Genomic DNA, 22,974 nt, shown 5'->3' on the forward strand with positions numbered 1-22,974 from the left:
TCAGGCCTTGGGCTTGTAGGCCACCACGTCGATCTCGACGCGTGCGTCGACCATCAGCCGCGCCTCGGTGGTCGAGCGCGCCGGCTTGTTTTCACCGAAGTAGCTCATGTAGATGCGGTTGAAGGCACCAAAGTCGCGCGCGTCCTGCAGCCAGCAGGTGCTCTTGCACACGTCGTCGAGCGTGGCGCCGGCCAGCGCGAGCACGGTCTTGATGTTCTCCATCACCTGGCGCGTCTGCGCCTCGATGCCGCCGGCCACGATCTCGCCTTCCTTGTTCACGGGCACCTGGCCCGACACGTAGATGAAGTCGCCGGCGCGCACGGCCGGGGAGAAGGGGCGGACCTGGCGGTCGGAAGCCAGGGGCGGGGCGCCGAGGTATTCGAGGGGCATGGGAACTCCTTGTGTGATGAAAGAAAAGAGAAACGGAAAGAGCGGAAACGCGCCGCGAGTATCCCTCTGATTTGAAAATCTATTTCAAAATAACCCCTGAACAAGGGTTAACACGGATGATTAGGCATGAATACTGCTTCAAAGTCCGGGCCAAAGAGAAAATTTCTTTCACAAACCAGCCCGCCTCATGAAGGAGTTCCCCATGCCCCACGCCGGTCTTGCCCAGTGTCTGCCCAAGCTGTCCAAACGCAGCCTGCTGGGCGCCTCCTTGCTCGCGATGCTGTGCGCCGCGCTGCCCCAACAGGGCGCCCACGCACAGGGCCCGCGCAACTTCGCCACGCTGGCGATGGTGGCCGAGCCGCAGACGCTCGACCCGATGGCGTCCACCGCCGACCTGGTCGGAACCATCATGCAGCACGTCTACGAGACGCTCTACACCTTCGACGCCAAGTGGAACGTGGTGCCGATGCTGGCCGAGGGCATGCCGAAGATCTCCGCCGACGGCAAGACCTACGCCATCACCCTGCGCAAGGGCGTGATGCTGCACAACGGCCGCGAACTCACGGCCGACGACGTGGTGGCCAGCCTGCAGCGCTGGATGGACCAGTCGCCGCGCGGCAAGGCCGTGGGCAAGGAAGTCGACAGCCTCAAGGCCAAGGGCCCGCTGGCGGTCGAGATCGTGCTGAAGGAGCCCTACGCGCCGCTGCTCTCGCAACTCGCGCTGCCCAGCGGCATGGCCGCCATCATGGCCAAGGACTCCATCGCTTCGCCGCTGAAGGACTTCGTGGGCACCGGCCCCTACAAGTTCAAGGAGCGCCGCCCCGACCAGTTCGTGCTGCTCACCCGCTTCGACAAGTACAGCGCGCGCAAGGAAGCCGCCAGCGGCTACGGCGGCAAGCGCGAAGCGGCCATCGAGGAGCTGCGCTTCGTGCCCGTGCCCAACGCCAGCACCCGCGTCGAGGGCGCGCTGGCCGGCCAGTACGACTTCGCCGACCTGCTGCCGGTGGAGGCGCTGCCGCGCCTGGAGAAGTCGGGCGGCAAGACCGTGCCGATCATGACGCCCTCGTTCGGTTTCCCGTACCTCGTGCTCAACACCAAGGAAGGCGTGGCCGCCAGCCAGCCGGTGCGCCAGGCGATCCAGACCGCGCTGGGCGAAGGCGAGATGCTCGCTGCCGGCTTCGGCGACACGCGCTTCTTCGTGGCCGAGGCCAACCACTTCCCGAAGGGCTCGCCGTTCTACTCGGCCGCAGGCGCCGACCAGTACAACCAGCGCAACGCCGCCAAGGCCAAGGAAGCCGCCGCCAAGGCCGGCTACAAGGGCGAGCCGATCCGCGTGCTCACCAGCCGCCAGTACGACTTCCACTACAACATGGCGCTCCTGATGGCCGAGCAGCTCAAGCGCGCCGGCTTCAAGGTCGACCTCAACGTGGTCGACTGGGCCACGCTGGTGCAGCGCCGCAACGACGCCAAGCTGTGGGACATCTACGTCACCCATTCGGGCCAGTTCCCCGAGCCCATGCTCTCGCCGCCGCAGCTCGGCGACGGCGCGCCCGGCTGGTGGGATTCGCCCGCCAAGAAGACGGCGCTGCAGGCCTTCAACGTCGAGAGCGACCCTGCCAAGCGCGGCGCGCTGTGGGGCAAGGTGCAGCAGGTGGTGTACGACGAGGTGCCGTACATCAACGTCGGCAAGTTCAACGGCCTCTCGGCCAAGAGCCCGGCGCTGGACAACTACCAGCCCGCGACCTGGCCGTTCTTCTGGAACGCGAAGATCAAGTAAGAAGGCGGAGACACACAGCCATGCCGTCGCGTCGCCAACTTCTGCAAGCCAGCGCACTGGTCTCCGGCCTCGGGGCCCTCGGCCTCGAATCTTCCCTTGCCTTCGCCGCCCGGGCTGCCGCCCAGGGCCCGGTCTACGCCTACGTCGGCACCTACAGCGACGGCGGCAAGCCGTGGCGCGGCGGGCGCGGACAGGGCGTGCACCAGTTCGTGCTCGACGGCGCCACCGGCGCGCTCAAGCCCATTGCGGGCGCACCGGCGGCCGTGGCCAGCACGGGCGAGGGCGCGAAGCTGCGCAACCCTGCCTCGCTCGCGCGCCATCCGAAGCTGCCGATGCTCTATGCGGCCAACGAGTTCGAGGCCGGCTCGGTCTCGGCCTTCCGTATCGGCGCGAACGGCGCGCTGACATTCGTCTCCGAGACACCCTGCGGCGGCAAGGACCCGGCCTACATCAGCGTGCACCCCGACGGCCGCTTTCTGTTCACCGCCAACTACGCGAGCGGCGACGTCAGCGTGCTCGCGCTGCGCGCCGACGGCACGCCAGATGCCAGCGTTGCAGCCGTCGTCTACAAGGACGTGGAAGCCTGCGGCGCGTCCACCCCCTGCAAGCCCGGCGCCGACGTGGTGCCGCAGGCCGCGCGCTCGCACGAAGGCTTCGCCACCAGCGACCACGACGGCCCGCACGCCCACATGGTGCATGCCGACCCGAAGGGCGACTTCGTGCTGGTGGCCGACCTGGGGCTCGACCGCGTCATCTCGTACCGTTTCGACCGCATCACCGGCGTGCTGAGCCAGCCGAGCACGGTGGCCGTGTCCGAAAGCTCCGGCGCGCGCCACTTCGTGTTCCACCCGAACGGCAAGTGGCTCTACCTGGTGAACGAAGAGGCATCGACCATCGCCTTCATGCGCTACGACAACGCCACCGGCGTGCTCACGCTGGTGAGCGAGACCTCGGCGCTGCCCAAGGGCTTCAAGGGCACCAGCTACGCATCGGGCATCCGCATGCTGCCGGACGGCCAGCACTTCGTGTCGCTCAACCGGCTGCACGACTCGATCTCGATCTTCAAGGTCGACGCCCGCACCGGCGCTCCCACGCTGGTGCGCGAGGAATGGTCGCGCGGCAACTACCCGCGCAGTTGCACGCTCGACCCGAGCGGCCGCTTCCTCTACGTGTGCCACAACAAGCAGGGCGACAACGTGACCGTCTTCCGCGTGAAGGGGGGCGACATCCAGTTCACCGGCCAATACGTCGCGGTGGGCAGCGCGGCAGCCATCGAGTTCTCCGCGTGATGAAGAAATCGCTTTTCCGCTACATCGCCTCCCGCGCCGCGGGCATGCTGATCGTGCTCGCCATCGTGGCGGTGCTCGTCTTCGTGCTCACGCGCGCCGCCTCGGGCGACCCGGTCTCGGTGCTGCTGGGCGACCAGGCCACCGCCGCCGACATCGCCCGCGTGCAGAAGGAATACGGCCTCGACAAGCCGCTGCCCGTGCAGTTCGGCTACTGGCTGCGCGAGGTGCTCCAGGGCAACCTCGGCCAGTCGATCTTCCTGCAGCGCCCCGTGACGCAGGCGCTGTGGGAGCGCTCCGAACCCACCACGCTGCTCGCGCTGATGGCCGTGGCCATCGCGGCGCTGATCGGCGTGCCCTGCGGCATCGTCTCGGCGGTGTTCCGGGGGCGGGTGGTCGACCAGCTCTTCACCGGCATCGCGATGCTGGGCGCGAGCATTCCGAGCTTCTGGCTGGGCATCGTGCTGATCCAGATCTTCGCGGTTTCGTTCGGCTGGTTCCCGGTGTCGGGCTACGGCGCGCCCGATGCGCCGTTCGCAGAGCGGCTGCATTCGCTGGTGCTGCCGGCCACGGTGCTGGGCCTGCTGAATTCAGCGCTCATCATCCGCTTCACGCGCGCCTCGATGCTCGATGTGCTGGGTGAAGACTACGTGCGCACCGCGCGCTCCAAGGGCCTGAGCGAAAGCACCGTGGTGCTCAAGCACGCGCTTCGCAACGCGCTGGTGCCCATCGTCACGGTGATCGGCCTCACGGTGGCTCTCATGATCGGCGGCGCCGTCATCACCGAGACCGTGTTCGGCCTGCCGGGCGTGGGCAACCTCGTGGTCAGCGCGGTGCTGCGGCGCGACTACCCTGTGATCCAGGGGGCGCTGCTCGTCATCGCCGCGATCTACGTGCTCATCAATTTCTCCATCGACCTGCTGTACGCGGTGGTCGACCCGCGCGTGAAGGTCTGAGGAAAATGCAAATGCCCCGAATGCTCCGCCAACTGATGCACAGACGCATCGTGATGGTGTCCGCGCTGGTGCTGCTGGTGATCGCGGTGCTCGCGATCGGTGCGCCGCTGTTCGCTTCCATCGACCCCAACGACACGGCCGTGCTGGAGCGCCTGAAGGCGCCCAGCGCCGAGCACCTGCTCGGCACCGACGAGCTCGGCCGCGACCTGTATTCGCGCATCGTGCACGGCGCGCGCTACTCGCTGGCCATCGCCGCGCTCACCGCGCTGGGCGCCGTGATCGCCGGCACCGTGCTGGGCCTGATGGCCGGTTTCTTCCGCCGGCTCGACGCGCCGCTGATGCGCGTGGTGGACGCGATGATGTCCTTCCCCGACATCCTGCTGGCGATCGCGCTGGTGGCCATTCTCGGGCCCTCGCTCGTGAACACCGTGCTGGCGCTGGTGCTGGTCTACACGCCGCGCGTGGCGCGGGTGGTGCGGGCCTCCACGCTGGTGGTGCGCGAACTGCTCTTCGTCGAAGCCGTGCGCGCGCTGGGCGTGCGCACCTCGCGCATCCTGTGGCGGCACATCCTGCCGAACCTGATGTCGCCGATCCTGGTGCAGGTGTCGTTCATCTTCGCCTACGCCATCCTGGCCGAAGCCGGCCTCTCGTTCCTCGGTGTCGGCGTGCCGCCCGAGATCCCGACCTGGGGCACCATGGTCGCGGGCAGCCAGCAGTACGCGCACCAGGCCTTCTGGGTGGTGCTGTTCCCGGGCCTTGCGATCATCTTCACGGCGCTGTCGCTGCAACTGCTGGGCGACGGCGTGCGCGACCTGCTCGACCCCAAGCTCAAGAAAGGCGCGTGATGACGACGACCGCCAACGACAACCAGACCCCGCGTCTCACGGTCAGCAACCTGAGCACCAGCTTTCCCACCGAGGACGGCCTCGTGCGCTCGGTGGCCGACGTGAGCTTCTCGATCCAGCCCGGCAAGACGACCGCGCTGGTCGGCGAATCGGGTTCGGGCAAGTCGGTCACCAGCCTCACGCTGATGCGCCTGCTGCCCAAGACCGCCAACGCGCAGGTCAGCGGCAGTGCTTCCTTCGTGACGCGCGAGGGCAAGTCGCTCGACCTGCTGCAGATCGGCGAGCGCGAGATGCGCTCGCTGCGCGGCAACCAGCTGTCGATGATCTTCCAGGAGCCGATGACCAGCCTGAACCCGGTGTTCACCATCGGCGAGCAGATCGCGGAGAGCGTGCGCCTGCACAAGGGGCTCGACCGCAAGGCGGCGCTCGCGCATGCGCAGCGCATGCTGGAGCTGGTGGAGATCCCGGCCGCTGCGCAGCGCATCCACGAGTACCCGCACCAGCTATCTGGCGGCATGCGCCAGCGCGCGATGATCGCCCTGGCCATGGCCTGCGACCCGACGCTGCTGATCGCCGACGAGCCGACCACCGCGCTCGACGTGACCATCCAGGCGCAGATCCTCGAGCTCATGCGCAGGCTGCAGGCCGAGACGGGCATGAGCATCCTGTTCATCACGCACAACCTCGGCGTGGTCGCGCACCATGCCGACGACGTGGTCGTGATGTATTCGGGCCGCGTGGTCGAGAGCGCGCCGGTGCGACCGCTGTTTGCGCAGCCCGAGCATCCCTACACGCAGGGCCTGCTGGCCTGCCTGCCGGGCAAGGCGCGCCAGCCCGGCCAGCCCAAGCCCAAGCGCCTGTTCGCCATTCGCGGGCAGGTGTCGAGCCCGCTGGCGCCGCCGCCGGGCTGCGCCTTCGAGCCGCGCTGCGATCTTGCGCTCGCAGGCTGCAAGGACGCGATGCCGCCGCTGATCGACATCAGGCAGGGCCGCCAGGCACGCTGCATTCGCGTGCAGCCCGACCAATCACTCGCGAGGGCCGCATGAGCCGCGCGCCGCTTTCGTCTTACTCCCTCCCCCTTTGGGGGAGGGCCGGGGTGGGGGCAATCGGCCGTTCCATCGCCGCGACAGTCTCCATCGCCCGGAGCCCCCACCCCAACCCTCCCCCAGAGGGGGAGGGAGCCAATACAAGAAACCCACGATGACCACCGCAGCTCCTCTCATCGAAGTCCGAGGACTCAAGAAGTACTTCGGCAGCAGCGACCGCCCGGTGCGCGCCGTGGACGACGTCTCCTTCGCCATCCAGCCCGGCGAGACGCTGGGCCTGGTCGGCGAATCGGGCTCGGGCAAGAGCACCATTGGCCGCACCGTGCTGCGCCTGCTGGAGCGCAGCGGCGGCCAGGTGCTGTACCGCGGCGACGACATCGGCGAGCTGTCGGGCGAGCGCATGCGCAAGCTGCGCAGCAAGCTGCAGATCATTTTTCAAGACCCGTACGCCAGCCTGAACCCGAAGATGCGCATCAGCGCGATCCTCGGCGAGGCGCTGTCCACGCATGGCCTGCACAAGGGCGCCGCGGCGCGCGACAGGCGCATTGCCGAGCTGCTCGAGACCGTGGGCCTGCGCGCCGAGCATGCGAACCGCTTTCCGCACGAGTTCTCGGGCGGGCAGCGCCAGCGCATCGGCGTGGCGCGCGCGCTCGCGGTGGAGCCCGAGTTCATCGTGGCGGACGAGCCGCTGTCGGCGCTCGACGTGTCGATCCAGTCGCAGGTCATCAACCTGCTGGCCGACCTGCGCGAGCGGCTGGGCCTGACGATGCTCTTCATCTCGCACGACCTCGACGTGGTCGAGTACCTGTGCGACCGCGTGGTGGTGCTGTACCTCGGCAAGGTGATGGAAGTCGCCACCACCGAGGAGCTGTTCGCGCGCCCCTCGCATCCTTACACCCGGGCGCTGCTGGCCGCCAGCCCGAAGCCCGATCCGGAGATGGCGACCGAGCGCATCGCGCTGAAGGGCGACATCCCGAGCCCCATCTCGCCGCCCTCGGGCTGTGTGTTCCGCACGCGCTGCCCGCATGCCGTCGACGCCTGTGCGCAGACCGTTCCGCCGCTGGAAGAGATTTCGGCGGGACACTACAGCGCCTGCATTCGAACCCAAGAACTCTTATCCAACATCGCTGCATGACCGCCAACACCGCCATGACCGCCGCCGACAACGACTTCAACGACCCGCTGCTGGGCAGCAACTTCAAGGGCTATCCGCGCACCGCCGCGCCGCGCCGCCGCAGCGAGATCGGCGCCGCCGGCTGGAACGTGCTGGCCGGCGACCTGCCGCTGCCGCTGGCCGTGCTCAAGCGCGAGGCGCTCGAACACAACCTGTCGTGGATGCAGTCGCGAGTGCGCGAGTGGGGCATCGACCTCGCGCCGCACGGCAAGACCACCATGTCGCCGCAGCTCTTCCAGCGCCAGCTCGACGCCGGCGCCTGGGGACTGACCTTCGCCACTGTCACGCAGCTGGCCGTGGGCGTCGCGGCCGGCGCGCGCCGTACGCTCATCGCCAACCAGGTGGTGAGCGACGAGGACCTGGCCGGCATCCAGATGCTGCTGAGCGAGCATGCCGACCTGCGCATCGTGTTCCTGGTCGATTCGCTGGCGCAGCTCGCGCTGATCGAGGACTGGTCGAAGCGCCATCCCGCGAGCGTGCCCTTCGAGGTGATGGTCGAGATCGGCGTGGACGGCGCGCGCACCGGCTGCCGCACGCACGAGGAGGCCGTCGCGCTGGCCACGCGGCTGCGCGCGAGCGATGCGGTCAAGCTCGTGGGCATCGAGTGCTACGAAGGGCAGGGCGCCACCGGCCAGAGCGAGCCCGACTCCGCCTACGCCAGGACGCTGATGGACCGTGTCGAAGCCGTGGCTCGCCACTGCGACGAGAACAAGCTCTTCGAAACCGACGAGGTGCTGGTCTCGGCCGGCGGCTCGGCCATCTTCGACCTCGTGGCAGGCCGTCTCAAGCCCGCGCTGGGCGCGCCGGTGCGCGGCCTGCTGCGCTCGGGCTGCTACGTGACGCACGACCATGGCTTCTACAAGCGCATGGTGAGTGCGGTGGACGAGCGCCTGGGCTGCGGCTGCGGCGAAAGCCTGGTGCCGGCGATGGAAGTCTGGGCCACGGTGCAGTCGCGCCCCGAGCCGGGCCTGGCGATCCTGGCCGTGGGCAAGCGCGACATCTCCTTCGACCTCTCGCTGCCCGTGCCCATCGCACGCGCGGCGCGCGGCGAACTGCAGCCGCAGGGCGTGACGGCAGGCTGGAAGATCACCGCGCTGAACGACCAGCATGCCTACCTGCGTTGGGACGCGAGCGAGGAAGCCGTGGCGCCCAAGGTCGGCGACCGCGTGGGCCTCGGCATCTCGCACCCCTGCACCACCTTCGACAAGTGGCACTGGATGCCGGTTGTCGAGCAGGACTACCGCGTGAGCGACGCGGTGGCCATGCATTTCTGACCGAGCGACTTCCGAGCGCACACCGATGACTCCCTCACTGCTCCAGAGGATCGCGGACATCCGCAGCGACGCCCCGGCGACGCGGCGCGCGATTCTCGACCTGATCCTCGAAGACCCCGACCGCGTGCTCGAAGAGAGCTTCGAACAGCTCGCCGAGCGCTCGCGCAGCTCGGTGCCGACCATCATGCGCACCTGCCGCGACCTCGGCTTTGCCGGGCTGCGCGAGTTCAAGCTCGCGCTCGCGCAGGAACTCGCGCTGGGCGGCTCGCCGCTGCACCGCCGCGTGAACATCGAGGACGCAGCCGACGAAGTGGTCGGCAAGATCGCGCGCAGCGCGGCCGCCTCCGTTTCCGGCGTGCGCGGCCAGCTCGACATGCAGGTGCTCGACGGCGCCGTGGCCGCCATCGCGGCGGCGCCGCACGTCGACCTGTACGGCGCGGGCGCCACCTCGTGGTTCATGGCCAACGACCTGCAGGCGCGGCTCTTCCGCCTCGGCCTGTCGGCCAACGCCTGGGCCGACTACCACCTGCAGCAGGTGGCCGGCGCGGCACAGCGCCCGGGCGGCGTGGTCATCGCCATCTCGCACGTGGGCGGCATGCCCTCGCTGCTCGACGCGGTGGACATCGCGCGCGGGCAGGGCGCCAAGGTGGTCGCGCTCACGCGGCCCGGCACGGCGCTCGCGGCCAAGGCCGACTTTCTCCTGAGCCTCTCGGTGCCCGACGATGCGGTGATGCACGTGGGCATCGACGCCTATCTCACGCACCTCACCGTCATCGAGATCCTCACCGTGCTGGTGGCCCAGCGCCGCGGCGAGCCCGCGGTGCAGCGCCTGCAGCGCGCGCGCGAGGCATTCCAGCGCCACGGCATCGATGCCACCACGCATCCGCTGCAGAGCTGGGACGGCGGCGGCGTGAACGACGGAGGGAGCGCATCGTGAGCGAAAGCAACAAGAAGGCCGTCCTGCTCGAGGCCGGCCTGGTGGTCGACGGCTCGGGCGGACCCTCGTGGCCCGGCGACGTGCTGCTGCAGGGCGACCGCATCGTCGCGCTCGGCGAAGGCCTGCGCGGGCGGCTGCCCGACGGCCTGGCGCTGGCCGACGTCGAGGTCGTCGACTGCCGCGCGAAGGTGATCGCCCCCGGCTTCATCGACGCGCACACGCATGACGACGCCATCGTGCTGCGCGATCCGCTGTGCCTGCCCAAGGTGTCGCAGGGCATCACGACCGTGGTGACGGGCAACTGCGGCATCTCGCTTGCGCCGTACCGCACGCCGCAGTCGCTGCCGCCGCTCACGCTGCTGGGCGCCGATTCGTTCAAGCACGCGACCATGGCCGAGTACCGCGCGGCCGTCGATGCGATACAGCCCGCGCTCAACGTGGCCGCGCTGGTCGGCCACACCACGCTGCGCTTCGCCGCCATGGAGGCGCTGGACCGCCCGGCCAGCGCCGACGAGCTGGCGCGCATGGAGGCGCTGCTCGACGGCTGCATGGCCGACGGGGCGCACGGAATGTCCTCGGGCCTGTTCTACGAGGAAGCCTTCGCGGCGCCCGCGGAGGAAGTGACCGCGCTGGCGCGCGTGGTGAGCCGCCACGGCGGCGTCTACGCCACGCACCTGCGCAGCGAGATGCAGCAGATCATCGAGGCGCTGCACGAGGCCGGCGACTGTGCCTTCGAGGCCGGCGTGCCGCTGGTCATCTCGCATCACAAGTGCGCCGGACCCGCCAACTGGGGCCGCACCAAGGAGACGCTGCCGCTGATCGAGTCGCTCGCGCAGCGCCAGAAGATCGCGATGGACGTGTATCCCTACGTGGCCGGCTCGACCGTGCTGCGCGAGGACCTGGTGGACGGAGTGATCGACGTGCTGCTGACCTGGTCGGATCCGCATCCGGAAATGACGGGCAGGCTCATCTCCGACATCGCGCGCGAATGGGGTGTGAGCGAGCAGGATGCCTGCCTGCGGCTGAAGCCCGGCGGCGCCTGCTACTTCCAGATGCAGGAGGAAGACGTGGAGCGCGTCATCTCGCATCCGCTCACCATGATCGGCAGCGACGGCCTGCCGCACGACCGCCATCCGCATCCGCGCCTGTGGGGCGCCTTTCCGCGGGTGTTCGCGCGCTACTGGCGCCAGCGACGGCTCTTCACGCTGGAGCAGGCGGTGCACAAGATGACCGGCATGACCGCGCGCAACCTGCGCATCGCCGACCGCGGCCTGCTGCGCGCCGGCACCATGGCCGACGTGGTGGTGTTCGACCCCGAGACCATCGCCGACACCGCCACCTACGACAAGCCGCACGGCGTGAGCCTGGGCGTGGAGCGCGTGTTCGTGAACGGCGTGCTGGCCTATCGCGGCGGCGAGGCCGAGGCCCGGGTGCTCGCGCGCGCGGGGCGGATGCTCACGCGCGGGAGCGCCATCTAGGCCCGGTCAGGCGAAGACGAGGCAGACCGGCGTAGGCACCTGCGCCACCTGCACCGGCTGGTCGAGCCTGCCGGTGGCGGGTTCGATGCGCAGGCGCAGGATGGTGTCGCCCTTCTGGCTCAGCGCGTAGAGATGGCCGCCGTCGGGCGCCACCGTCAGCGCGCGCGGGAAGCGCAGGCCGTCGCTCCAGTGCTGCAGCGGCGTCAGGTTGCCGCTGGCAGGGTCGATGCGGAAGGCGGCGATGCTGTCGGCCAGCGGGTGGTCCGACTTCAGCCTGCGGTTGCTCGCGTAGAGGAACTGCCCCGAGGGATGCATCACGAGCGCTGCTGCGCTCTTCTGACCCGTGTAGCCGTCCGGCAGCGTCGAGACCCGCTGCCGCTGTTCTCCGACCGCGCCGTTCGCTGCGTCGTAGGCGTAGCTGGTGACGGAGGCATCGAGTTCGCCCACCACGTAGAGGTAACGTTGCGACGGATGCAGCGCCAGGTGGCGCGGGCCGCTGCCGGCTTGCACGGCCGTGCGGCCGATGGGCGCCAGCTTGCCGTCGGCCAGCGTGAAGACGTTGACGCGATCGCTGCCGAGATCGGTTGCGAGCACGCGCCGGCCCGAGGCATCGAACTGCACCATGTGCGGGTGCGGCGATTCCTGCCGCTCGGCGTCGGGGCCGGAGCCGGTTTCCTTCTCGATGCCCGAGACCTTGCCCAGCGCGCCGTCGGTGCCGATGGGCAGCACGTTGTAGGCGCCGCCGCCGTACAGCGCCACCACCAGTGCGCGTCCGTCGGGCGACACCGCCAGGTGCGCCGGGATCACGCCCGAGAGCGACAGCGGCTGGCGGTTGACCAGCGTGAGCCGGCCACTGCGCTCGTCGATGGCGTAGGCCTCGGCCGTGCCGGTGGGCAGGCCCTCGTAGGTGTCGATCTCGTTGATCGCGTAGAGGAAGCGCCGGTTCGGATGCACGGCGAGGAAGGACGGGTTGGCGCTCGCGACCGTCTGCACCGGCGTCCAGTTGTCGCCCTGCATGGCGAGCACGTAGATGCCCTTCGATGCAGGCCCGCCGGCCGTGCCACCGGGCGCATCGAAGGTGTAGGTGCCGACGTAGGCGAAGCGTGGCGCGGGCGACGGCGGCGCGGTTGCTGCGCTCGCGGTGGCCGGGGCCTGTTGCGCATGGGCTGGCAGCAGCGGCGCGAGGGCGCCGGCGGCGGAGGCGCTACCGAGCCACTGCATGACGGTGCGGCGTTTCTGACCGGAGTGATCTGTCATGGGGTTCCTCTCTGGTTGGGATCGCGTCACGGGCGCACCGACATCGCGTGGTGGAAGATGTTGTTCGGGTCGTAGCGGCGCTTCACCTTGCGCAGGAAGTCGTAGAGCCCCTGGTCGCCGTAGTAGAGCTGCGGCCAGAAGGGGTAGGCCAGCATGTCGTTGTCGGGGTAGTTGATGTAGCAGCCTTCGTAGCGCTCGCCCGGGTAGGGCGTGCCGGCGCGGCGCTCGGGCACGTCGGGCGTGCCGTACACGTCGCGGTAGAAGTCGCTGATCCAGCGCAGGTGGCCTGCATCGTCGCTCGCGCTGCGCCAGTAGGTCTGGTACTGCAGCTTCATGATCGAGGCGCGCTGCGGCACGGCGGTGTCGGCGGTGCGTTCGGGCCTGTTGACGGCGCCGCCGTACGAATCGACCTGCACCAGCGACTGGCTCAGGTCCACGCCAGGGATGGTGCGCGTCAGGTGCGTGTAGATGCGCTGCGCCTCGCGGGCGCTGAAGTTCTGCTTCATGTAGGCCGACTTGTACTTTCCGCGCTGGTTGTCGCCCGAGCCGTTGAGGTACTGGGTGGCCGTGAGCCAGTCGTAGCGCGTCACGGTGTGCGGCTTGGAGCACAGCAGTTGGCCCGCGTCGCGCTGCGGAGCCGGGCCCACGCCGGGCGCGCGGCCCTTGGCGGGTACCGGCGCGCAGGCGCGGAAGCGGTCGAGGAAATCGTTGAGCACCGTCAGGTCGTTGCAGGTGCCGTCGGGGTTGCAGAACTGCGTGAGCATCACGATCTGGCCGGCCGAGCGGTGCGTGAGCTTCAGCAGCGAGAACATGCCCCAGGTGTCGGGCGACTTGCCGCGCGTGGCCCAGTAGTCGCCGTAGGTGGTGAGCAGGGCGGTGAAGCGCTCGGGCGTCATGCTGGCCCAGTCGAAGGCCACCACCGCCAGCGCGACCTCTCGCGGGGCCGTCGGCAGCCTGTCGAACACGTAGCTGGTGATCGCGCCGAAGTTGCCGCCGCCCGCGCCGCGGCAGGCGCGGAACAGATCGGGGTCGCGGTTCGCGTCGACGGTGCGCGGCACTACCTTGCCGCGGTTGTCCACCGTGAGGATGTCGACCGCCGAGAGCCAGTCGACCGTGAGCCCCTGCAGCCGCGACAGCAGCCCGTAGCCCCCGCCGCAGATGTGGCCGCCGGCGCCCACCGAATAGCAGGAGCCGCCGGGCAGCGTGACGTTGCTGCGCTTGTACAGGTCGAGGTACTCGTTCCAGTTCTGGGTGCCGGGGCCGACGCGGAAGCGGCCGTCGCTCCTGGAGGCCGCGTCGGCCTGGTTGAGCAGGCTCAGGTCGAGGATGGCGCCGTCGGGGTTGTTGGAGACGAAGTCTTCATAGCAATGCCCGCCGCTGCGCAGCGTGGGGCGCAGGCCTGCGTCGACGATGCGCTGCAGCGCGGCAGCGGCATCGCCGGCGCTTTCCGCCAGTTCGATGCGCGAGGCCGCATCCGACTCCGTGGCGGGCCATCGCAGGTTGAAACCCTTTTTCAGGGTGTTGTAGCGGGCGTCCTGGCGCGTCACGGTGATGGTCATGGGCACTTTCCGATGGGTGTCTTGCGACGAATGGGTTCGCCGGCCAACGAAAAACTGAAATGTTTTTTCTTATATGATCCGTTTTCCGGATGAAAACAGCATTTCCTCGGCCTTGCGGTGCGAATTCTTGGCTTGATTGAAAAATACTTTCATCGGATGAACCCTTAGATCACTGGCCGACGCAGCCGGACCCCGGGCCGCAGTATTTGGGTGGCTATAACCCCAAGACCTCTAAAGTTCTAACGCTCCCGGCAAAAATGAGTCAAACTGGCGCAATTACCGGCCGTCGAAATTCCTGATGGAGCAAAGATGGACAAGGACGCTGAAGGCCTTGGCGCCGATTTCGAGCTGTGGCAACAGCTCACTGACGACTACGAAGCAGCCTTGGGCGCGCTTGCCCGGGGCGAGCCGGGCGCGCGCGAACGGGTAGTGCGGCTGTCGCTGGCACTGCAGCAAATGCACCCGGATCTTTCCCCCGTCGGCGACGGCGGCTGAAGCCGCTTTCCCGCGCGGCCAGGCGGGCCGGAGCAATTCCGGCTCGGTAGGATGCGGCTCCCACCGCTGCTCCTCACCCTTCTGAACCCATGCACCCCGCCGCGCGCCACCTCGTCTTCCACGGTGCCATCGTCCTCCTGTTCGGATTGCTGCTGGGCGCGCCCTATGCGAAAGCCATCAAGCGCGAGGCCGCCGCGCACATCGTCAACTCGTGGCGCGTCGCGCACCTGAGCCTGCCCATTGGTGCGACGCTGATGCTCGCGACGGCAGCCGTGCTGTCTTCGCTCTCGGCTCCGGCGTGGCTGCTGTGGATCGTTTCGGTCGCGCTGATCGTCTCGGCCTACGGCTTCTGCGTTTCCACGCCGCTCGCGGCCGTCTCGGGGCAGCGCGGTCTTTCGTCCGACGGCGCGACGGGGCTCGGAAAGCTCGTCTACCTCGGCAACATGGTCGGCGCCGTGGCCTCGATCGTCGGTGCCGTGGCGCTGCTGGTCGCGGCGTTCCTCTCCCTCTGAGGCACGAAGGCGGCCGGAGCGGCTCAGCCGCTCCCCCGGCCCTTATGTCATCCCCGCTTCTTCCTCCGGCTGCGCCTGGAACATGCGCGCGAAGTCGCAGCACTCCTGCGCCAGCATCACGATCGACGAGGTGAGCGCGCTGCGGTGCTCGCCCTTGTGCATCGCCACGTAGCGCACCACGGGCAGTGCCGGCGTCACGTCGATCACCGCGAGCATGCCGGCCGCCACCAGCGGCTGCAGGCATTCGCGCGGCAGGTAGCTCACGCCCAGGCCCGACACGGTGAGGCCGGTCAGCGCCACGAGGTTGCTCACCACGATCACGTTGGCGGGCTGCACGCCCTGTTCCTTCATCCACGCGTCGTAGGCACGGCCGGTGCCCGAGTTGTTGCCCTGCACCAGCATGCGGTGGCGCGCCAGCTCGTGCAGCCGCATCGTGGCACCTGCGCTGCTGTTGGCCGGCACCACGCCGGGCTTGCACATCCACGCGCTCCTCACCTGGCCGATGACCTTGTTCGGCAGGCGCGAGTCGGCGAAGGTCTCGGGCACGATGACCAGGTCGAGTTCGTCGGCCAGCAGCTTGTCGCGCAGCTGAAGGCTGTCGTCCACGTCGGGCTCGAGGATCACCTTGGGATAGTGCTGCTGGATCAGCCCGACCAGCCGCGGCAGCCAGGTCATCGCCGTCAGCTCGGTCACGCCGAGTCGGATGCGCCGCTCCACCACGCCCGGCTTGCCGAACTGCTCGATCGCCGCGTCGCGCTGCTCCAGCAGCTTGCGGGCGAGCACGAACATCTCCTCGCCCTTCTCGGTGAGGCGGGCGGTGCGCTGGCTGCGGTCGAAGAGCTCGGTCTCGAACAGCTGCTCCAGCTCGTGCACCCGCTTGGAGATGGCCGACTGCGAGGTGTGGAGCTGGTTGGCCGCCTGCGCGAAGCCGCCGAGACGGGCGATCCAGTACAGGGCTTCGAGCTGCTTGAAGGTCATCACGGGAAGCTGGCTCCAAAAGAACGCTTTTTCTCATGTGATTCGATCACAAAAAATCGCTTTTGGAAATTGATGGCGAGGCCGAAGATTCGCCGGAACCACCTCACCGACCCTTCAAGGAACCCGCCATGGACTTCAAGAAACTGCCCCTCGCGCTCGGACTTGCCATCGCCTTCGCCTGCGGCGCCGCCAGCGCCCAGGACGGCGGCACGCTGCAGAAGATCAAGGACAGCGGCACGATCCAGATCGGCGCGCGCGACAGCCAGATCCCGTTCTCGTACAAGCTCAGCGCCGACAGCGCGCCCATCGGCTTCACCAACGACATCTGCCTGAAGATCGTCGACGCCGTGAAGGCCAAGCTGGGCCTCGCGAAGATCGACGTGCGCTACACGATGCTCAACTCGACCAACCGCATCCCGCTGCTGCAGAACGGCACCGTCGACCTCGACTGCGCGACCACCACCAACACCACGCAGCGCCAGCAGCAGGTCGACTTCGCGCCCAGCCACTTCGTCACCAACATCACCGCCGCCGTGAAGAAGGCCTCGGGCATCAATGCGCTGACCGACCTCAACGGCAAGAACGTGGCCACCGTCTCGGGCAGCACCTCGATCCAGCTGCTGCGCGGCGCGCGCAAGAGCGGCACCATCGAAGTCAACGAGATCGCGGGCAAGGACACCTCCGACGGCTTCCTGCTGCTGTCCACCGGCCGCGCCGACGCCTACGTGCTCGACGACGTGCAGCTCGCCGGCATGATCGCCAGCTCGACCAACCCCGGCGACTACAAGATCCTCAAGGAATCGCTGCGCCAGGAGCCCTACGGGATCATGCTGCGCAAGGACGACCCGCAGTTCAAGGCGCTGGTGGACGAGACCGTCAACGGCCTGATGAAGTCGGGAGCCATCGAGCAGCTCTACACCAAGTGGTTCCTCTCGCCGATCCCGCCGAAGAACGCGAACCTCAACTTCCCGATGACGGACGCGGTGCGCGAGATCTTCAAGAACCCGAACAACAAGGGCGTCTGAACGATGGATTCCAAGCTGTCTTCCAACCACCCCCGCGGGCTGGCTTTCTCAGACGCGCTGATGCGCGAGGTGAAGGCGCGCTTCCTGCAGGTCGACCATGACCACCATGGCCGCGAACGCCTTTACTTCGACAACGCCGGCGGCTCGTTCCGCCTCAAGGCCGCGGCCGAGCGCTTCGCGCAGGTCGACGCCATTCCCGACAACGCCGAGCGCATCCACGCCACGGCCGTCGAGCTGCAGCAGATCCAGGCGAAGGGCTGCGCCGACCTGCGCACCATCCTCAACGCCACGGGCGGCAGCGTGTACGCGTCGCTCACAGCCTCGGGCGCCATGTTCGACATGGTGCGCGCCATCGCCGAGAACGTGCCGGGCACGAACATGGTCACCACCGTGCTCGAGCATCCCTCGGCCTTCGACGCGATGAGCCTCTATGCCCAGCGCCTGGGCCGCGAGCTGCGCGTGGCCAAGAGCAACCCCGTCACCGGCGGCGTGGACGTGGACGAGATCGTGCGGCTGGTCGACAAGGACACCTGCCTGCTCAACGTGATCCACGCGTCGAACATCTCGGGCGCCAAGCTCGACATGGAAGCCATCGTGCGCCGCGCGCGCGAGATCAAGCCCGACCTGTACATCCTGGTGGACGCCGTGCAGCACGCGCCGCACGGCCTCATCGACCTGCAGAAGGCGCCGGTGGACGGCATCAACCTCGCGCCCTACAAGTTCTTCGGCTGCCGGGGCTCGGGGCTGTCATGGGTGTCGGAGCGCGCGGCCGTGTTGCCGCACCACAAGCTCGCGGGCAAGAAGCCCGACTACTGGGATCTCGGCAGCTCGGCGCCGTGGCAGTTCGCGGTGCTCACGGAAATCGTCGACTACGTGTGCTGGCTCGGCGGGCACTTCAGCGATGCCACCGATGCCACCGATCGTCGCGCGCTGTTCGTCGCGGGCATCACGCACATCGAGCTGCACGAGCGCGCGCTGCTCTCCGTGCTGCTCGACGGCAACGGCAATGCCACCGGCATGCGCGAGCTCGAGGGCGTCAACGTCTTCCTCGACTACGAGGACCTGAGCAAGCGCGACCTGATCCTGGGCATCGGCTTCGACCGCATCGACTGCACGCAGGCCGTGGTCGAGTACGCGAAGCGCGGCGTGACGGTCTACGAGCGCGTGGCGAGCAGCATCTACTCGAAGCGCATGCTCGAATCCTTTGGACTCGAGGGCACGGTGCGCGTGTCGCCGCTGCACTGCAATTCGGTCGGCGACATCGAGAAGTTCCTGCGCATCACCCGCGAGATCGCTGCCGACATCTGACTGTCATAAACCGTCATATTCAGTAGTTAGTATGTTTCTCGACCCCCGCGCACAGGGGGCGAGGAGCATGAGATTTGGAAATCCGCAAGCTGATCGCACCAGCGCTGGCCGTCGTCCTGCTGGCCGCGGTCGGGGCCGGCGTCTGGTATTCGAACACCCGCCTGCACGATGAATCGGCCACCGCAACGGCGGCCCGTATCGAACAGGAAAAGCAGGTCACCCTGCGTGGCCTGATCGGCTCCGAGAAAGAAACCTTCTTCGCCGACCCGCGCGTGCAAAAGGCACTGGCCGCGCAGGGCATCACCGTCACCGTCGAGAAGGCCGGCTCGCGCGCCATCGCCAGCCGCTACGACGCCAGCAAGTTCGACTTCGGCTTTCCCTCGGGCGCTCCGGCAGCAGCGCAGCTCAAGACGCTGGCCAAGGCGCCGAACGTCTTCAATCCGTTCTACACGCCCATCGTGCTGGCCAGCTGGCGGCCGATCGCCGAGATCCTCGTGGCCAACGGCATCGCGCAGAAGCAGGGCGACTTCTACTACGTGGTCGACCTGCCCGGCCTCATGGCCATGATCGAGAAGGGCACGCGCTGGAAGGAGCTCAAGGCCAGCAGCGCCTTCTCCACCAGCAAGTCGATGCTCATCAACTCGACCGACGTGCGCACCTCCAACTCGGCGGCGATGTACCTCGCGCTCGCGAGCTACCTCGCCAACAGCCAGCAGATCGTGCAGAGCCAGGAAGACGTGGACCGCGTCATGCCGGTGGTCGCGCCGCTCTTCCTGCGCCAGGGCTTCCAGGAGCAGTCGTCGGCCGGCCCCTTCGAGGACTACCTCGCGCTCGGCATGGGCAAGGCGCCGCTGCTGGTGGCCTACGAGTCGCAGATGGTCGAGTTCTGGCTGAAGAACCCCGACCGCCTCAAGAGCGACATGGTGCTGCTCTACCCCAAGCCGACCGTCTATTCGAAGCACGTGCTGGTGCCCTACACGCCCGGCGGCGCGCGCCTCGGTGCGGCGCTGGAGAACGACCCGACCCTGCGCGAGCTCGCGCACGAATACGGCTACCGCACCGGCGGCGACACCAAGGGCCCCGAGACCTGGGCCGCGCGCGGCGTGAAGGTGCCCGAGGTGCTGGTCGACGTGATCGATCCGCCGAGCTTCGAGTGGCTCGAACGAATGACCACGGGCATCGAAGCCCGCTTCAAGTGAACGAACACAGGAACACCATGAACGCACCCGTCACCACCACGACCACCGCATCCGCCCCCATCGACCTGCAGCCACCCCAGGCCTTCACGCTGGAGCCGCCCGCGCCCGTGGCGCCAGTGCCGGTCGAGTCGGCCAGCGGCAAGGTGCGCCTGAAGCCCGAAGACGTGGCCGAGCTCGACGCGCAGGTGGCGCGCTTCATCGAGGACATCACCGCGCACGACAGCCAGCACCCGCAGTTCAAGGAAGCGGTGGAGCGCATCCATTCGATGGGCAGCAAGGACATCGAGGCTTCGGCGTCGGTCTCCAACCGCATGCTCGACCGCCCCGTGGGCTCGCTGCGCAACGGCCTGTTCGACAAGGGCGCGCAGATCGGCCAGTCGCTCATCGACCTGCGCCACCAGGTGGAAGACCTCGATCCTTCGAAGCAGGGTGACCTGTTCTCCGCGCGCAAGCTGCTGGGCCTCATCCCACTGGGCAACAAGCTCATTGCGTACTTCGAGCGCTACCAGTCGTCGCAGACGCACCTCAACGCCATCATCGAGTCGCTCAAGCGCGGCAAGGACGAGCTGCTGCGCGACAACACCGCCATCGAGCAGGAGAAGGTCAATCTCTGGACGCTGATGGAGCGGCTCGAGAAGTACGTGCACATCGGCAAGGCCCTCGATGGCCAACTCGACGCCAAGGCCCGCGCGCTGGAAGCCACCGACCCCGAGAAGGCCCGCGTGATCCGCGAGGAAATGCTCTTCTACTCGCGCCAGAAGGTCACCGACCTGCTGACGCAGCTCGCGGTGAACATCCAGGGCTACCTCGCGCTGGACATGATTCGCAAGAACAACCTGGAGTTGATGAAGGGCGTGGACCGCGCCACCACCACTACCGTGGCCGCGCTGCGCACCGCCGTCATCGTGGCGCAGGCGCTGTCCAACCAGAAGCTGGTGCTCGACCAGATCAGCGCGCTCAACGCGACCACCGGCAACCTCATCGCCAGCACCAGCGAGATGCTGCGCGACCAGAGCAGCGCCATCCACCAGCAGGCGGCCTCCAGCACCATCGAGATCGCCAAGCTGCAGCAGGCCTTCGCCAACATCTACCAGACCATGGACACGATCGCCGACTTCAAGAGCCGGGCGCTCGATTCCATGCAGACCACGGTGGACACGCTGAGCAGCGAAGTCGAGAAGAGCCGCACCTACCTCGACCGCGTGCGCCGGCAGGAAACCACCGAGGCGCTGCAGTCGCCGCGCGGCGAGGTCGCACTGTGAGCCTCTTGTCGCGGCTGATGCTGCTGGCGGCCCTGGCACTGGGCCTCGTGGCATGCGGCAAGGATGAGCCGGCACAGGTCACGAGCGCCGCACCGACTCCGGCAGCCAGTGCCGTCTTCACCATCCTTGCCGGCTCGGAACTCAAGGACCTCGAAGCCCCCATCGTCGTCGCCGCGCAGTCGGCCGGCGTGGACGTGAAGCTCTCGTACGCCGGCACGCTCGACATCGTCGAGCGCATCAACGCCGGCGAGCGCTTCGACGCGATCCTGCCGCCCAACGGCGCGTACCCCGCGCTTGCGCTGCAGACCAAGCCGCTGGCGCGCGACAAGCTCTTCTATTCACGCATCGCGCTTGGCGTGAAGAGCGCCAAGGCAGCGCAGCTTGGCTGGAACAAGAAGGCGCCCGGCTGGGCCGAGATCGCCAAGGCAGCCGGCGCCGGACAACTGCGCTACGGCATGACCAACGCCACCAGCTCCAACACCGGCATGAGCGCGTTGTTCGCCGTGGCCTCGGCACTGGCCGGCAAGACTGAAGACCTGACAGCCCAGGACGTCGATGAAAAGACGCTGAAGGCCTTCCTCTCGGGCCAGAAGCTCACGGCAGGCAGTTCCGGCTGGCTGGCCGACGCCTATGTGAAAGACCCGTCCGCCATCGACGCGATGGTCAACTACGAGGCCGTGATCCTGCGCGCCAACGAGAAGCTGCCCGCGGCCGACAGGCTCACGCTGATCTACCCGCGCGACGGCATGATCTCGGCCGACTACCCGCTGATGCTGCTCAACGCCGACAAGCGCGATGCGTACACGAAGCTCGTCGGCACCCTGAAGGCTGCACCGTTCCAGCGCGATGCGCTCTCGGCCGCCTTCCTGCGCCCCGCCAACCCCGAGGTCGCGGCCGTCGCCGCGCTGCCCACCGCCGCCGTGGCCGAGCTGGGCTTTCCCAACCGGCTGGAGGTGATCGATGCGGTGCTCGGCACCTACCAGTCGCAATGGCGCAAGCCCGCCACCTCGATTTTCGTGCTCGACCTCAGCGGCTCGATGGCCGGCAAGCGACTGGCATCGATGCGCGAGGCGCTCAAGCTGCTCTCGGGCGCCGACGAGTCCGCCACCGCGAGTGCGCGCTACAGCGCCTTCCAGAGCCGCGAGCGCGTGGTGCTCATCACCTTCTCCACCGACGTGCAGGAGCCGGTGTGGGTGCGCTTCGACGCCGACCACATCGCCGCCGCGCGCGAGGAGCTGCGCCGGCTGGCCGATGGAATGTCGGCCAACGGCGGCACCGCCATCTACTCCGCGCTGGCTGCAGCCGAGGACCTGGCGCGCAAGGAACAGCAGCGCGAGCCCGACCGCTTCGTGAGCATCGTGCTGCTGACCGACGGCGAGAACAACTCGGGCCTGAAGCTGCGCGAGTTCCGCGAGCGCTACGCGGCGGGCGGCCTGCCTGCGCGCATCTTCCCCATCCTCTTCGGCGAGGCCAACGTGAGCGAGATGCAGGAGATCGCGCAGCTCTCGGGCGGTCGCGAATTCGATGGCCGCAAGCTGCAGCTCGGGCAGGTGTTCAAGGAAATCCGGGGCTACCAGTGATGCCCCGGCGTTCGCTGAAGCTGCGCGCGCTGCTGTTCCTCTACGGCAACGGCAACATCCTGGGCTGCGCGCTGGCACTCCTCGGGCCGGCGCTGCTTTTCGCTGGTGTCATCGACAAGGGCTGGCTGCTCATCACCGCCGGCCTGTACGTGGCCGGCTGCCTGCTGGGCCGCAAGGCGCCCGAGCTGGAGCGCCGCATCGAGGACAGCCTCAGCGTCGAGCAGACGCTGGAGCGCCTCGATCACGTGGTCGCTCAGGCCCAGCCGCACCTCACCGAGGACATGCGCAAGAGCCTCGACAACGTGCGCGGCTCGGTGGGCGAGGTGCTGCCGCGCCTGGTGGGCGCGGGCTCGCATGGCGACGACCTGTTCACCGTGCGCGAGACGGTGCTGCGCTACCTGCCCGAGACGCTCGCCAACTACGTCGCGCTGCCGCCGGCCTTTCGCATCACGCATGCGGTGAAGGACGGCAAGACCGCGCGCCAGCTGTTGGGCGAGCAGCTCGGCCTGCTCGACGCCAAGCTGCGCGAGATCGTCGCCAACGTGGCCTCGAGCGATGCCGCCGCGCTGGTGGCCAACGGGCAGTTCCTCGAGAAGAAGTTCCGCCAGCCGGACTTCCTCGCGGGCTGAATGCGCT

21 protein-coding genes are annotated in these 22,974 nt (G+C 68.2%); 17 read left to right on the forward strand and 4 right to left on the reverse strand.

Annotated features, from left to right (window positions below):
• Window positions 1-390 carry a RidA family protein gene (locus ABL840_RS08305; protein ID WP_093196278.1) on the reverse strand — a complete coding sequence of 130 codons (390 nt, stop codon included), beginning with the start codon at window positions 388-390 and terminating at the stop codon, window positions 1-3.
• Between the two features lie 202 nt (window positions 391-592).
• On the opposite strand from ABL840_RS08305, the gene ABL840_RS08310 reads away from it, so the two are divergent.
• From ABL840_RS08310 to ABL840_RS08350, 9 genes are all read left to right on the forward strand, one after another.
• Window positions 593-2,167 (forward strand): ABC transporter substrate-binding protein, encoded by a 1,575-nt coding sequence (locus ABL840_RS08310; RefSeq protein WP_093299853.1) that lies wholly within the window; start codon window positions 593-595, stop codon window positions 2,165-2,167.
• Between the two features lie 20 nt (window positions 2,168-2,187).
• On the forward strand, window positions 2,188-3,456 hold the full coding sequence (locus tag ABL840_RS08315) for a lactonase family protein (protein WP_093299854.1): 1,269 nt from the start codon (window positions 2,188-2,190) through the stop codon (window positions 3,454-3,456).
• Window positions 3,456-4,409, forward strand: a complete 954-nt coding sequence (locus tag ABL840_RS08320) for an ABC transporter permease (protein WP_093299856.1) — start codon at window positions 3,456-3,458, stop codon at window positions 4,407-4,409. The genes ABL840_RS08315 and ABL840_RS08320 overlap by 1 nt, the downstream gene beginning before the upstream one ends.
• A gap of 5 nt (window positions 4,410-4,414) precedes the next feature.
• Window positions 4,415-5,254, forward strand: a complete 840-nt coding sequence (locus ABL840_RS08325) for an ABC transporter permease (protein ID WP_093196271.1) — start codon at window positions 4,415-4,417, stop codon at window positions 5,252-5,254.
• Window positions 5,254-6,300 carry an ABC transporter ATP-binding protein gene (locus ABL840_RS08330; RefSeq protein WP_093299857.1) on the forward strand — a complete coding sequence of 349 codons (1,047 nt, stop codon included), beginning with the start codon at window positions 5,254-5,256 and terminating at the stop codon, window positions 6,298-6,300. Before ABL840_RS08325 ends, ABL840_RS08330 begins: the two co-directional genes overlap by 1 nt.
• 154 nt (window positions 6,301-6,454) lie before the next feature.
• Window positions 6,455-7,435 carry an ABC transporter ATP-binding protein gene (locus ABL840_RS08335; RefSeq protein WP_093299859.1) on the forward strand — a complete coding sequence of 327 codons (981 nt, stop codon included), beginning with the start codon at window positions 6,455-6,457 and terminating at the stop codon, window positions 7,433-7,435.
• The gene (locus tag ABL840_RS08340) at window positions 7,432-8,748 is read left to right on the forward strand and encodes an amino acid deaminase (protein ID WP_418116226.1); all 1,317 of its coding nucleotides are present in this window, start codon (window positions 7,432-7,434) and stop codon (window positions 8,746-8,748) included. The genes ABL840_RS08335 and ABL840_RS08340 overlap by 4 nt, the downstream gene beginning before the upstream one ends.
• Window positions 8,749-8,773: 25 nt before the next feature.
• On the forward strand, window positions 8,774-9,685 hold the full coding sequence (locus ABL840_RS08345) for a MurR/RpiR family transcriptional regulator (protein WP_093299860.1): 912 nt from the start codon (window positions 8,774-8,776) through the stop codon (window positions 9,683-9,685).
• Window positions 9,682-11,163, forward strand: coding sequence for an N-acyl-D-amino-acid deacylase family protein (locus ABL840_RS08350; RefSeq protein WP_093299862.1), 1,482 nt, complete (start codon window positions 9,682-9,684; stop codon window positions 11,161-11,163). Before ABL840_RS08345 ends, ABL840_RS08350 begins: the two co-directional genes overlap by 4 nt.
• A 6-nt stretch (window positions 11,164-11,169) precedes the next feature.
• Here ABL840_RS08350 and ABL840_RS08355 read toward each other — a convergent pair whose 3' ends face one another.
• Complete coding sequence (locus ABL840_RS08355) at window positions 11,170-12,420, reverse strand: lactonase family protein (protein ID WP_093299863.1); 1,251 nt, start codon at window positions 12,418-12,420, stop codon at window positions 11,170-11,172.
• Window positions 12,421-12,446: 26 nt separating this feature from the next.
• Window positions 12,447-13,979: an FAD-dependent oxidoreductase gene (locus tag ABL840_RS08360; protein ID WP_093299865.1), complete on the reverse strand. Its 1,533-nt coding sequence runs from the start codon at window positions 13,977-13,979 to the stop codon at window positions 12,447-12,449.
• Between the two features lie 309 nt (window positions 13,980-14,288).
• Here ABL840_RS08360 and ABL840_RS08365 point away from each other — a divergent pair, with 309 nt between their 5' ends.
• On the forward strand, window positions 14,289-14,474 hold the full coding sequence (locus tag ABL840_RS08365) for a hypothetical protein (RefSeq protein ID WP_093196264.1): 186 nt from the start codon (window positions 14,289-14,291) through the stop codon (window positions 14,472-14,474).
• Between the two features lie 89 nt (window positions 14,475-14,563).
• On the forward strand, window positions 14,564-14,986 hold the full coding sequence (locus ABL840_RS08370; protein WP_093299866.1) for a hypothetical protein: 423 nt from the start codon (window positions 14,564-14,566) through the stop codon (window positions 14,984-14,986).
• 42 nt (window positions 14,987-15,028) lie between these two features.
• Here the strand turns inward: ABL840_RS08370 and ABL840_RS08375 are convergent, their stop codons facing one another.
• Window positions 15,029-15,964 carry a LysR family transcriptional regulator gene (locus tag ABL840_RS08375; protein ID WP_093299868.1) on the reverse strand — a complete coding sequence of 312 codons (936 nt, stop codon included), beginning with the start codon at window positions 15,962-15,964 and terminating at the stop codon, window positions 15,029-15,031.
• A gap of 128 nt (window positions 15,965-16,092) precedes the next feature.
• Between ABL840_RS08375 and ABL840_RS08380 the strand changes: the two genes are divergently transcribed.
• From ABL840_RS08380 to ABL840_RS08405, 6 genes are all read left to right on the forward strand, one after another.
• Window positions 16,093-16,989, forward strand: coding sequence for a transporter substrate-binding domain-containing protein (locus ABL840_RS08380; RefSeq protein WP_093299869.1), 897 nt, complete (start codon window positions 16,093-16,095; stop codon window positions 16,987-16,989).
• A 3-nt stretch (window positions 16,990-16,992) separates the two neighbouring features.
• A complete protein-coding gene (locus tag ABL840_RS08385) occupies window positions 16,993-18,297 on the forward strand; it encodes an aminotransferase class V-fold PLP-dependent enzyme (RefSeq protein ID WP_093299871.1) in 1,305 nt (434 codons plus the stop codon).
• A 74-nt stretch (window positions 18,298-18,371) separates the two neighbouring features.
• A complete protein-coding gene (locus ABL840_RS08390; protein WP_093299873.1) occupies window positions 18,372-19,496 on the forward strand; it encodes a hypothetical protein in 1,125 nt (374 codons plus the stop codon).
• Window positions 19,497-19,513: 17 nt separating this feature from the next.
• Window positions 19,514-20,758, forward strand: a complete 1,245-nt coding sequence (locus ABL840_RS08395) for a toxic anion resistance protein (protein WP_093299874.1) — start codon at window positions 19,514-19,516, stop codon at window positions 20,756-20,758.
• Entirely contained in the window at window positions 20,755-22,338 is a 1,584-nt protein-coding gene (locus ABL840_RS08400; RefSeq protein ID WP_418116227.1) for a substrate-binding domain-containing protein, read from the forward strand. The genes ABL840_RS08395 and ABL840_RS08400 overlap by 4 nt, the downstream gene beginning before the upstream one ends.
• Window positions 22,338-22,967, forward strand: coding sequence for a hypothetical protein (locus ABL840_RS08405; RefSeq protein WP_093196257.1), 630 nt, complete (start codon window positions 22,338-22,340; stop codon window positions 22,965-22,967). Before ABL840_RS08400 ends, ABL840_RS08405 begins: the two co-directional genes overlap by 1 nt.
• The last annotated feature ends 7 nt before the right edge of the window (window positions 22,968-22,974 follow it).

This window comes from Variovorax sp. NFACC27 (assembly GCF_048301545.1).
Classification (GTDB): domain Bacteria; phylum Pseudomonadota; class Gammaproteobacteria; order Burkholderiales; family Burkholderiaceae_C; genus Variovorax; species Variovorax gossypii.

Coding starts and splice junctions, on each gene's coding strand:
- ABL840_RS08360 (WP_093299865.1), bottom strand. CDS start 13,979: ATGACCATCACCGTGACGCGCCAGGACGCCCGCTACAACACCCTGAAA.
- ABL840_RS08320 (WP_093299856.1), top strand. CDS start 3,456: ATGAAGAAATCGCTTTTCCGCTACATCGCCTCCCGCGCCGCGGGCATG.
- ABL840_RS08370 (WP_093299866.1), top strand. CDS start 14,564: ATGCACCCCGCCGCGCGCCACCTCGTCTTCCACGGTGCCATCGTCCTC.
- ABL840_RS08305 (WP_093196278.1), bottom strand. CDS start 390: ATGCCCCTCGAATACCTCGGCGCCCCGCCCCTGGCTTCCGACCGCCAG.
- ABL840_RS08365 (WP_093196264.1), top strand. CDS start 14,289: ATGGACAAGGACGCTGAAGGCCTTGGCGCCGATTTCGAGCTGTGGCAA.
- ABL840_RS08335 (WP_093299859.1), top strand. CDS start 6,455: ATGACCACCGCAGCTCCTCTCATCGAAGTCCGAGGACTCAAGAAGTAC.
- ABL840_RS08315 (WP_093299854.1), top strand. CDS start 2,188: ATGCCGTCGCGTCGCCAACTTCTGCAAGCCAGCGCACTGGTCTCCGGC.
- ABL840_RS08385 (WP_093299871.1), top strand. CDS start 16,993: ATGGATTCCAAGCTGTCTTCCAACCACCCCCGCGGGCTGGCTTTCTCA.
- ABL840_RS08395 (WP_093299874.1), top strand. CDS start 19,514: ATGAACGCACCCGTCACCACCACGACCACCGCATCCGCCCCCATCGAC.
- ABL840_RS08405 (WP_093196257.1), top strand. CDS start 22,338: ATGCCCCGGCGTTCGCTGAAGCTGCGCGCGCTGCTGTTCCTCTACGGC.
- ABL840_RS08310 (WP_093299853.1), top strand. CDS start 593: ATGCCCCACGCCGGTCTTGCCCAGTGTCTGCCCAAGCTGTCCAAACGC.
- ABL840_RS08345 (WP_093299860.1), top strand. CDS start 8,774: ATGACTCCCTCACTGCTCCAGAGGATCGCGGACATCCGCAGCGACGCC.
- ABL840_RS08330 (WP_093299857.1), top strand. CDS start 5,254: ATGACGACGACCGCCAACGACAACCAGACCCCGCGTCTCACGGTCAGC.
- ABL840_RS08325 (WP_093196271.1), top strand. CDS start 4,415: ATGCAAATGCCCCGAATGCTCCGCCAACTGATGCACAGACGCATCGTG.
- ABL840_RS08355 (WP_093299863.1), bottom strand. CDS start 12,420: ATGACAGATCACTCCGGTCAGAAACGCCGCACCGTCATGCAGTGGCTC.
- ABL840_RS08375 (WP_093299868.1), bottom strand. CDS start 15,964: ATGACCTTCAAGCAGCTCGAAGCCCTGTACTGGATCGCCCGTCTCGGC.
- ABL840_RS08340 (WP_418116226.1), top strand. CDS start 7,432: ATGACCGCCAACACCGCCATGACCGCCGCCGACAACGACTTCAACGAC.
- ABL840_RS08380 (WP_093299869.1), top strand. CDS start 16,093: ATGGACTTCAAGAAACTGCCCCTCGCGCTCGGACTTGCCATCGCCTTC.